The organism is Streptomyces sp. RP5T (genome assembly GCF_003933965.1).
In the GTDB taxonomy this organism is placed as follows: Bacteria; Actinomycetota; Actinomycetes; order Streptomycetales; family Streptomycetaceae; genus Streptomyces.
On record NZ_RSAJ01000323.1, the window covers coordinates 1 to 9,527 of the forward strand.

At 73.0% G+C, this 9,527-nt stretch carries 9 protein-coding genes, 1 pseudogene and 1 riboswitch; of the genes and pseudogenes, 4 read left to right on the top strand and 6 right to left on the bottom strand.

Features of this window, described 5'->3' with window-relative positions; translation table 11 throughout:
- From EHS43_RS28010 to EHS43_RS28035, 6 genes and pseudogenes are all read right to left on the bottom strand, one after another.
- A pseudogene (locus EHS43_RS28010) lies at positions 1-492 on the bottom strand (hypothetical protein); the annotation flags it as partial.
- 56 nt (positions 493-548) lie between these two features.
- Entirely contained in the window at positions 549-1,472 is a 924-nt protein-coding gene (metF, locus tag EHS43_RS28015) for a methylenetetrahydrofolate reductase [NAD(P)H] (RefSeq protein ID WP_125193525.1), read from the bottom strand.
- Positions 1,473-1,594: 122 nt separating this feature from the next.
- The gene (gene thiE, locus EHS43_RS28020) at positions 1,595-2,245 is read right to left on the bottom strand and encodes a thiamine phosphate synthase (protein ID WP_125193531.1); all 651 of its coding nucleotides are present in this window, start codon (positions 2,243-2,245) and stop codon (positions 1,595-1,597) included.
- A 94-nt stretch (positions 2,246-2,339) separates the two neighbouring features.
- Complete coding sequence (locus EHS43_RS28025; protein WP_037719469.1) at positions 2,340-2,711, bottom strand: Rv2175c family DNA-binding protein; 372 nt, start codon at positions 2,709-2,711, stop codon at positions 2,340-2,342.
- A gap of 750 nt (positions 2,712-3,461) precedes the next feature.
- The gene (locus tag EHS43_RS28030) at positions 3,462-4,682 is read right to left on the bottom strand and encodes an NAD(P)/FAD-dependent oxidoreductase (protein WP_185806442.1); all 1,221 of its coding nucleotides are present in this window, start codon (positions 4,680-4,682) and stop codon (positions 3,462-3,464) included.
- A gap of 32 nt (positions 4,683-4,714) precedes the next feature.
- Positions 4,715-5,065: a hypothetical protein gene (locus tag EHS43_RS28035; protein WP_125193526.1), complete on the bottom strand. Its 351-nt coding sequence runs from the start codon at positions 5,063-5,065 to the stop codon at positions 4,715-4,717.
- A 52-nt stretch (positions 5,066-5,117) separates the two neighbouring features.
- Positions 5,118-5,230: riboswitch (TPP riboswitch) on the top strand.
- On the opposite strand from EHS43_RS28035, the gene thiO reads away from it, so the two are divergent.
- From thiO to pknB, 4 genes are all read left to right on the top strand, one after another.
- Positions 5,228-6,385, top strand: a complete 1,158-nt coding sequence (thiO, locus tag EHS43_RS28040) for a glycine oxidase ThiO (RefSeq protein ID WP_125193527.1) — start codon at positions 5,228-5,230, stop codon at positions 6,383-6,385. (Overlaps the previous riboswitch by 3 nt.)
- Complete coding sequence (gene thiS / locus EHS43_RS28045) at positions 6,382-6,582, top strand: sulfur carrier protein ThiS (RefSeq protein WP_125193528.1); 201 nt, start codon at positions 6,382-6,384, stop codon at positions 6,580-6,582. The genes thiO and thiS overlap by 4 nt, the downstream gene beginning before the upstream one ends.
- Positions 6,583-6,585: 3 nt before the next feature.
- Positions 6,586-7,380 (top strand): thiazole synthase, encoded by a 795-nt coding sequence (locus tag EHS43_RS28050; RefSeq protein ID WP_125193529.1) that lies wholly within the window; start codon positions 6,586-6,588, stop codon positions 7,378-7,380.
- A gap of 117 nt (positions 7,381-7,497) precedes the next feature.
- On the top strand, positions 7,498-9,435 hold the full coding sequence (gene pknB / locus EHS43_RS28055; protein WP_125193530.1) for a Stk1 family PASTA domain-containing Ser/Thr kinase: 1,938 nt from the start codon (positions 7,498-7,500) through the stop codon (positions 9,433-9,435).
- Positions 9,436-9,527: the final 92 nt, after the last annotated feature.

The following is a 9,527-nucleotide window of genomic DNA, read 5'->3' on the forward strand; positions in this document are numbered from 1 at the left end:
GTAGACCGCGGTGCTCTCGGCGGCCGTGGGGGCGGCGGAGCGGGCGGGCGTGAAGACGTCGTCGCGGTCGTAGTCGTCCTGGCCGTAGCCGGCGGTGTCCGGCCGGACCTGGCCGTAGCCGGTCTCGTCGCCGTAGGCCGCGTCAGCCGTGTCCAGGCCGGAGACCGGCAGGTCGGGTTCCTCGCCGCCGCGTTCCCGGCGGCTCTTCTTGCCGCCGGTCAGACCGCCGAGCGCGGCGGGCGGGTTGACGGCCCAGCCCTGCTCGAAGCCGCGCCGGAACGACAGGGTGACGTAGGTCTGGCCGACGGCGAAGGCGATCGCGCCCAGGCCGATGACGATCACCGACGGGATGAGCACGCCGAGGACCACGCCGAGGAAGCCGACGAAGGCGAGCAGCCGCCAGCGCAGTCGCGCCTTGTACTGCAGCAGCACCTCGCCGAGCAGCCACAGCGCGACGAACCCGAACGCGATGTAGAGGACCGTCCAGCCCATGTACGCCCCTCTCCCAGTGACCGCTACGCAGTGTGTCGTATATCCGTGCGGCCGGTCTAGGCCTGCGGTGGATGGTGCAGACCCAGGTTTTCGTAGATTTCCAGCGTCGCCGTGGAGTTGTTGAGCGTGATGAAGTGCAGTCCGGGCACTCCCTCGGACAGCAGCCGCGCGCAGAACTCCGTGGCGAACTCGATTCCGATCGAGCGTACAGCGGCCGGATCGTCCTTTGCTGTGAGGATCCGCTCTTTCAGGACGGAGGGGATGCTCGCGTTGCTGAGCTGCGGGAGCCGCTCCAGCATCCGCACGCTGGTCACGGGCATGACCTCGGGAATGACGGGGGTCTCGCAGCCGGCCGCGTGGACTCGGTCACGCAGCCGCAGGTACGACTCCGGCTGGAAGAACATCTGGGTGATGGCGTAGTCGGCGCCTGCGCGGCACTTGTCGACGAAGTTCGCGACGTCGGTGTCCCAGTCGGCGGAGCGCGGGTGCATCTCCGGGAAGGCGGCGACACCCACGCAGAAGTCGCCCGACTCCTTGATGAGGCGGACGAGTTCGGACGCGTAGGTCAGGCCCTGCGGATGGGCCAGCCAGTCGCCCATGGGGTCGCCGGGCGGGTCGCCGCGCACGGCCAGGATGTTGCGGATCCCGGCGTCGGCGTACTGGCCGATGATGTTGCGCAGTTCCGCGATGGAGTGGTTGACGGCGGTGAGGTGGGCGACCGGCGTCAGGGTGGTGTCCGCGACGATCTGCTGGGTCTCCTTGACGGTGCCCGCGCGGGTGGAGCCGCCGGCTCCGTAGGTGACGGAGACGAAGTCCGGGGCGACCGCCTCGACCCGCCTGAGCGCGCTCCACAGGTTCCGCTCACCCTTGGGAGTCTTGGGCGCCGAGAACTCGAAGGAGTACGTCGTCTTGCCCGCGGCGAGCATGTCGCGCACGGTGCGTGCGCGGTCAGTCCTGGTGGATGCGGTTCCTAGGGCCATACCGGCAGGTTAGCCAGGGGGCGACGGTCGCCCAACCGGATCGGGGAAATTTGCCCGCTTTGTCGACTTGTTGTCCACCCCTCGGACACCGGACCGATCATGCGACCGGCTGCCGGCGGCCGTCACCGCGTGTCACGCAGGCGCTTCGCGAACTCCGCGGCGGCCGCGCCGGGGTCGTCCGCCTCGGTGATGGCGCGGACGACGACGACCCGGCGGGCTCCGGCCTCCAGGACCTCGTCGAGGTTGCCGAGATCGATGCCGCCGATGGCGAACCAGGGGCGGTCGGTGCCGAGGGCGGCGGTGTACCGGACCAGGTCGAGACCGGGGGCGTGCCGGCCGGGCTTGGTGGGGGTCGGCCAGCAGGGGCCGGTGCAGAAGTAGTCCACGCCGTCCTGCGCGGCGGCCGCGGACACCTCCGCCTCGGCGTGGGTGGAGCGGCCTATGAGGACGTCGTCGCCGAGGATCGCGCGGGCGGCGGGGACGGGCAGGTCGCCCTGGCCCAGGTGCAGTACGTCGGCGGCGGCCGCGTGGGCGACGTCGGCCCGGTCGTTGACCGCGAGGAGCTTGCCGTGCCGTGCGCAGGCGTCGGCGAAGACCTGGAGGTGCTCCAGCTCCTCGACCGCCTCCATGCCCTTGTCCCGCAGCTGCACGATGTCGACACCGCCGGCCAGGACCGCGTCCAGGAACGCGGCGAGGTCGCCCTGGCGCCTGCGGGCGTCCGTGCACAGGTAGACGCGGGCGTCGGCGAGCTGGGTACGGGCGGTGTCGGGCATGCGGGTGTCTCCCCCGGGTTCGGTGGCGTACGGGCCGTGCCGGACCAGGGCCATGGCCCCGGCGGTCACGGCCCGTACGCCGGTGTGGTTCGGATCAGACGGCGAGCGCCTGGGCCCGGCGCTTCACCTCCGTGCCGCGATTCTCGCTCAGGGCCTGCGCGGGGGTGCCGGGCAGGCTGTCATCGGGCGTGAACAGCCACTCCAGCATCTCTTCGTCGGTGAAGCCGTCGTCCCTCAGGAGCGTCAGGGTCCCGACAAGGCCCTTGACGACCTTCTGCTCGGCCCCGTCGATGAAGGCGGCGGGGACGTGCAGTGCGCGGTTCTCACCACGGCGTACGGCGATGAGCTGGCCCTCCTTGACCAGCTGCCGCACACGCGTCACCTCGACGTCGAGCATCTCTGCGATGTCGGGGAGGGTGAGCCAGGCGGGGACGAGAGCATCGATCTTTGCGTCAATCTCGGTCACGGGATCAAGCGTGCCATCCCGCACTGACAGTCGGAAGCCGGGGCGCCTCCGGCGGGGGAACGGGTATGCATCACCGGCTGACGGACTGCCGCGGGACCAGGCAGCTCCGACCGCCGGGTTTCGGTGGGCCCCAGCCGTCGGCACCAGGCAGATCTCCGCCGTCAGGACCAGCCGGGCCCCGGCCGGCCGGCGCCGACAGGGCCGGCCCCGCCGCTCTCGGCAGAGCCCCGGCGGGGCGCCGCATGCGGGCCGGCCATCCGCTCATCGGCCACGCCACCGCCCGCGCCGCCCTGAGGATCAGGCAGATCCTGCCCGGCAGGACCGACCGCCCGCCCGGCCGATCACGGCAGAGCCCCGGCACGGCGCGGCAAGCGGGCCGGCCGTCCGCTCGTCGGCCACGCCACCGCCCGCGCCGCCCTGAGGATCAGGCAGATCCTGCCCGGCAGGACCGACCGCCCGCCCGGCCGATCACGGCAGAGCCCCGGCACGGCGCGGCAAGCGGGCCGAGCCGCCGTCGCCGCTGCCACCACCCACGCGCCCGTGCCCAGGCAGACCCCCGCCCTCAGGAACCGGCAGATCCCGGCCGGCCTGCGCCGACAGGGTCAGCCCCGCTGCTCACGGCAGAGCCCGGCGGGGCGAGCCGCCCGATCGTCCGCCCGGCAACGCCGTCGGCCAGGGCCCGGCAACGAACCGCCCCGAGACTCCACCGGGCGGGGTCGTGGCTGCCCGCCCGGGACGCCCGGCCGCCGCCTACGCCGTCGCCGCCTTCAGGGGTCTCGACGGGTCCGGGAGCAGCTGCGGGTTCATCTCCGTGCCCGCTTCGATCAGGCGGCGGCCCTGGGCCAGGTCGCGGGGGCGGCCCACCGCGAGGAGGGCCACCAGGCGGTTCTCGCGCAGCCAGCACACCGTCCAGGCGGGACCGGACGGATCGCCGCGCCACAGGGTCGTGTCGGCGGACGCGTGGTGGCCGGCGTACTGGACGAAGCGGCCGAACTGCTCGGACCAGAAGTACGGGACCGGGTCGTAGACGGTGGGCGTCTCGCCCAGGATGTCGGCGGCCACCGTGCGGGGGCCCTGGAGGGCGTTGTCCCAGTGGTGGACCAGCAGGCGCTCGCCGTACCGCCGCGAGGGGAAGGAGGCGCAGTCGCCGACCGCGTAGACGTCCGGCGCGGAGGTGCGCAGCCGGTCGTCGGCGAGAACCTCGCGGTGGGCGCCGAGCTCGATGCCCGAACCGGCGAGCCAGGCCGTGGCGGGCCGGGCTCCGATACCGACGACGACCGCGCCCGCGGGCACCCGGGAGCCGTCGTCCAGGACCACCGCGCCGGGCTCGACGCGCTCCACGCGCGCGTGCGTGCGCAGATCGGCGCCCGCGTCGGCGTACCAGGAGGTCATCGGCTCGGCCACCTCGGCGGGCAGCGCGCCGGCGAGGGGCCGGTCGGCGGCCTCCACGACGGTCACCGCGCAGCCCGCCTCGCGCGCGGCGGTGGCGAACTCGGCGCCGATCCAGCCCGCGCCGACCACCACGACGTCGTGCTGGCGCGCGAGCACGGGACGCAGCCGCTCGGCGTCGTCCAGCGTGCGCAGCAGATGCACCCCGGGCACGCCCTCCGTGCCGGGCAGCCGGACCGGTTCGGCACCGGTGGCGAGAACGAGGACGTCGTACGGGAAGGGCCCGTCCGCGGTGTCCAGTTCGTGCGCGTCGGGGCGCACGCCCAGCACCTCGCGGCCGAGCAGCAGTCCGATGCCGAGCGCCTCGAAGTCCACGTCGAAGGCGGACCCCTCGGCCTTGCCCAGCAGCACGGCCTTGGAGAGCGGCGGCCGGTCGTACGGCTGATGGGGCTCCGCGCCGATCAGGGTGACGGTTCCCGTGAAGCCCTGTTCGCGCAGCGCGACCGCGGTCTGCACCCCGGCCATGCCCGCGCCGACCACGACCACCCGCCGCTGTGCCTGCGCCTGCGTCTGCTCGCTCATTTGATCACCATAGTCAGCTGACAATCAGTCAGTCAGGAGTCGTGCGCAGTGACCTGCTCCACAACGCTCGTCCCGCTGCCCGCCTGCGACTCCCACTCCCATGTCTCCTCCAGCCGCACCCGGCCGTCGGAGAGCTCCACGACCGTCGAGACGCAGTGCCCGGACGACGTCGTCCCGTCGCGCTTGAGCTGCACGTACCGGAAGTCGAGACGGTCCCCCGCGCGCGTGCCGACGAGATGTCCGCGGACGACGTCACCGCCCGCGTACTCGGCCCAGATCTCCCCGCCCTTCTCGTGGTAGGTGAACCGGGTTCGCGTACCCACCTGACCTGGGGCCTGATCGGCCACCGGGGCGAGGACGAGACCGTCGAGCGAGCGGGGCATGGCGGAAGGCTCCCTTACAGAGGCGCACGGGCACGGGCTAGGGTGGCCAACGTAGAGCACTCGCGGGAGCCCGGACGCACCGGGCTGAGAGGGAGGCTGGGCGGCCTCCGACCGTACGAACCTGATCCGGGTCATGCCGGCGAAGGGAGGGGCTGGACGCCCATGTCCTCACGTACGTCAGACGTCCTCGTCGTCGGGGGCGGCATCATCGGCCTGGTCACGGCCTGGCGGGCCGCGCAACGCGGTCTCACCACGGCCGTCGTGGACCCCGAACCGGGCGGCGGGGCCGCCCAGGTGGCCGCCGGGATGCTGGCCGCGGTCACCGAACTGCACTACGGCGAGCAGACCCTGCTGGGCCTCAACCTCGCCTCCGCGCACCGTTATCCCGCCTTCGTGGCGGAGCTCACCGAGTCGACCGGACACGACCTCGGCTACCGCCGCTGCGGCACGCTCGCCGTCGCCCTGGACGCCGACGACCGCGCCCATCTGCGCGAACTGCACGCGCTCCAGCGGCAGTCGGGGCTGGAGTCGGAGTGGCTGTCCGGCCGGGAGTGCCGGCGTCTGGAGCCGATGCTCGCGCCGGGCGTGCGGGGCGGGCTGCGGGTGGACGGAGACCACCAGATCGATCCACGCCGCCTCACGCGCGCGTTGCTGGCCGCGTGCGAGCGGGCGGGTGTGCGGTTCCACCGCACCTGGGCGCGCTGTCTGCGGATCACGGCGGACCGGGCCACCGGGGTCGTCACCACGGACGGCGAGGAACTGGGGGCGGGCCAGGTGGTGCTCGCCGCCGGAAGCCTCAGCGGCCGCCTGGAAGGGGTTCCCGCGGCCCTGCTGCCTCCCGTGCGGCCCGTGAAGGGGCAGGTGCTGCGCCTGACCGTGCCGCAGCACCACGCGCCCTTCCTGAGCCGTACCGTGCGGGCCGTCGTGCGCGGCAGCCAGGTCTATCTGGTGCCCCGCGAGAACGGCGAGCTGGTGGTCGGCGCGACCAGCGAGGAGCTGGGCTGGGACACCACGGTGACCGCGGGCGGGGTGTACGAGCTGCTGCGGGACGCGCACGAACTGGTCCCCGGCATCACCGAGCTGCCGCTGACGGAGACCCGCGCGGGACTGCGCCCGGGCTCCCCGGACAACGCCCCGCTGCTCGGCCCGACGGACCTGCCCGGCCTCCTGCTGGCCACCGGGCACTACCGCAACGGCGTGCTGCTGACGCCGGCCACCGGGGACGCCATGGCACACGCCCTGACGACCGGTGAACTGCCGGAGGTGGCCCGCCCGTTCACCCCGAGGCGCTTCCTCGAGTCCGTGGAGCAGCCGGCATGAACATCTCCGTCAACGGGGAGCTGCGCCAGTTCGCTCCCGGCACGGCTCTCGACGCCGTCGTACGGGCGCTGACGCCTGCGCCCTCCGGGGTGGCCGCAGCGCTCAACGAGACCGTCGTCCCGCGCACGCAATGGCCCTTCACCTCCCTCGCCGAGGGAGACCGCGTGGAAGTCCTCACCGCAGTCCAAGGAGGCTGACCCATGGCCGACGATCCCTTCGTCCTCGGCGGTACGTCGTTCTCGTCCCGGCTGATCATGGGCACGGGCGGGGCGCCCAGCCTGGAGGTGCTGGAGCGGGCGCTGGTCGCCTCCGGCACCGAGCTGACGACGGTCGCGATGCGGCGCGTGAACCCCTCGGTGCACGGCTCGGTGCTGTCCGTACTGGACAAGCTCGGCATCCGGGTGCTCCCCAACACGGCGGGCTGCTTCACGGCCGGGGAGGCCGTCCTGACGGCCCGCCTCGCGCGCGAGGCGCTCGGCACCGACCTGATCAAGGTGGAGGTCATCGCCGACGAGCGCACCCTTCTGCCGGACCCCATTGAGCTGCTGGACGCGGCGGAGACCCTGGTCGACGACGGGTTCACGGTGCTGCCGTACACCAACGACGACCCGGTGCTGGCCCGCAAGCTGCAGGACGTGGGCTGCGCGGCGATCATGCCTCTGGGCTCCCCGATCGGCTCGGGACTCGGCATCCGCAACCCGCACAACTTCCAGCTGATCGTCGAGCACGCGCGCGTGCCGGTGATCCTGGACGCCGGGGCGGGCACGGCGTCGGACGCGGCCCTGGCGATGGAACTGGGGTGCGCGGGTGTGATGCTCGCCTCGGCCGTGACACGGGCGCAGGAGCCGGAGCTGATGGCACAGGCGATGCGGCACGCGGTGGAGGCGGGCCGGCTGGCGCACCGGGCGGGGCGGATCCCCCGGCGGCATTTCGCCGAGGCATCGTCCCCGGTGGAGGGCAGGGCCGTGCTGGATCCGGAACGCCCGGCATTCTGAACACGCGTTCGACCCGGGACACGGGCAGGTGCGACCTCCGTCACAGGTCAGCTGCAGTACCACTCCTGTGGCCGCGGAACCGGATGGACTGTCAGCGGCGGCTCGTACACTCGCCTGGTGGATACGACCCTTCAGGACCCGCTGGTCGGGCAGGTGCTCGACGGCCGCTATCGCGTGGACGCGCGCATCGCGGTCGGCGGGATGGCCACGGTCTACCGGGCCCTGGACACCCGCCTGGACCGCGTGCTCGCGCTCAAGGTGATGCACCCGGCGCTGGCGGCGGACGGGACCTTCGTCGAGCGGTTCATCCGGGAGGCCAAGTCCGTCGCCCGGCTCGCCCACCCCAACGTGGTGCAGGTCTTCGACCAGGGCACCGCCGGGTCGTACGTCTATCTCGCCATGGAGTACGTCGCCGGCTGCACCCTGCGTGACGTGCTGCGCGAGCGCGGGGCCCTGCAGCCGCGCGCCGCCCTGGACATCCTGGAGCCGGTGCTCGCCGCGCTCGGCGCCGCCCACCGCGCTGGTTTCGTGCACCGCGACATGAAGCCGGAGAACGTCCTGATAGGGGACGACGGCCGGGTCAAGGTCGCCGACTTCGGGCTCGTGCGGTCGGTGAACACCGTGACCAGCACCACCGGAGCCGTGCTCGGCACCGTGTCCTATCTCTCACCCGAGCAGATCGACCAGCCGGGCACCGCGGACGCCCGCGTCGACGTGTACGCGTGCGGTGTCGTGCTGTACGAGATGCTGACCGGCAGCCAGCCGCACGAGGGCGAATCCCCCGCGATAGTCCTCTACAAGCACCTCCACGAGGACGTCCCGCCCCCTTCGGCCCTGGTCCCCGGGCTGCCGTTCGAACTGGACGAACTGGTCGCGTCGGCGACCGCCCGCACCCCGGGCCTGCGCCCGTACGACGCCGTGGCCCTGCTCGCCCAGACCCGCGAGGCCCGCGGCCGGCTGAGCCCCGAGCAGCTGGACGCGGTGCCCCCGCAGGCGCTCGCCGCGGATCACGCGGGCGCCGAGAACCGTACGAGCGTGATCCCGCGCTCGCTGACCGTGCCGCGCCTGCTGCCGGTCGACGAGGACGAGCCGGAGCAGGCGTACCACCGCACCAGCGTCCTGGAGAGCCCCCCGCTGCCGCCCTCCCGGCGCGGCCGTTCCTCGGGCGGTTCCCGGCGCGGTCCGCTCCTGATCGTCGCGGCGGTCCTGCTGGCCCTCGGGCTCGGAGCGGGCGTCTGGTACATCAACTCCGGCCAGTTCACCCGGGTCCCGGCCCTGCTGGCGAAGACCGAGGCGCAGGCCAGGGACCGGCTGGACGAGGCGGGCCTGGAGGCCGGCAAGGTCACGTACGCCTACAGCGACACCGTGAAGCGCGGCACCGTCATCAGCACGGACCCGGGGGTCGGCGCCCGGATACGGAACCACGACTCCGTGTCGATCACCGTCTCCAAGGGCCCGCACACGGTGAAGGTCCCCGACGTGGGCGGCTCGGCGCTGAGCAAGGCGAGAGCCCGGCTGAAGGCGGCCGGGCTGGAACCGGGCATGGTCACGCGCGAGTTCAGCGAGGACGTTCCGAAGGGGGCCGTGATCAGCACCGACCCCGGGAGCGGCACCACGCTGCGCGCCGAATCGGCCGTCGCGCTCACCGTCAGCAAGGGCGCCCCGGTCGACGTCCCGGACGTCACCGGCGAGGACCTGGCCGACGCCAGGGCCGACCTCGTGGAGGCCGGTCTGAAGGTCGAGGTCGCCGCCACCCGGGTCAACTCCGAGTTCGACGCGGGCCAGGTCGCCAAGCAGACCCCGGCCCCCGACAACCAGGCAGCCGAGGGCGACACCGTCACGCTGACGGTCTCCAAGGGCCCGGAGATGGTCGAGGTCCCGGACGTCACGGGCGACAGCGTGGACGACGCCAAGTCCGAACTGGAGGCCGCCGGCTTCCAGGTCGACGAGGACCGCGGCCTGCTGGGCCTGTTCGGCGACACGGTGAAGAAACAGTCCGTGAAGGGCGGGGACACGGCACCGAAGGGTTCGACGATCACGATCACGATTCGCTGACGGGGGGCGCGGCCGGGGTGCCGGGTTCCGCGACTCAGGGGCGCGGGGAACTGCGCAAAGCGCCCGCCCCCACCGAACCCGCACCCGACCTC

What these genes read in the sequence shown, in the direction of transcription:
- metF (WP_125193525.1), bottom strand. Translation starts at nt 1,472, where the DNA reads ATGGCCCTAGGAACCGCATCCACCAGGACTGACCGCGCACGCACCGTG.
- thiE (WP_125193531.1), bottom strand. Translation starts at nt 2,245, where the DNA reads ATGCCCGACACCGCCCGTACCCAGCTCGCCGACGCCCGCGTCTACCTG.
- EHS43_RS28030 (WP_185806442.1), bottom strand. Translation starts at nt 4,682, where the DNA reads ATGAGCGAGCAGACGCAGGCGCAGGCACAGCGGCGGGTGGTCGTGGTC.
- EHS43_RS28035 (WP_125193526.1), bottom strand. Translation starts at nt 5,065, where the DNA reads ATGCCCCGCTCGCTCGACGGTCTCGTCCTCGCCCCGGTGGCCGATCAG.
- thiO (WP_125193527.1), top strand. Translation starts at nt 5,228, where the DNA reads ATGTCCTCACGTACGTCAGACGTCCTCGTCGTCGGGGGCGGCATCATC.
- thiS (WP_125193528.1), top strand. Translation starts at nt 6,382, where the DNA reads ATGAACATCTCCGTCAACGGGGAGCTGCGCCAGTTCGCTCCCGGCACG.
- EHS43_RS28050 (WP_125193529.1), top strand. Translation starts at nt 6,586, where the DNA reads ATGGCCGACGATCCCTTCGTCCTCGGCGGTACGTCGTTCTCGTCCCGG.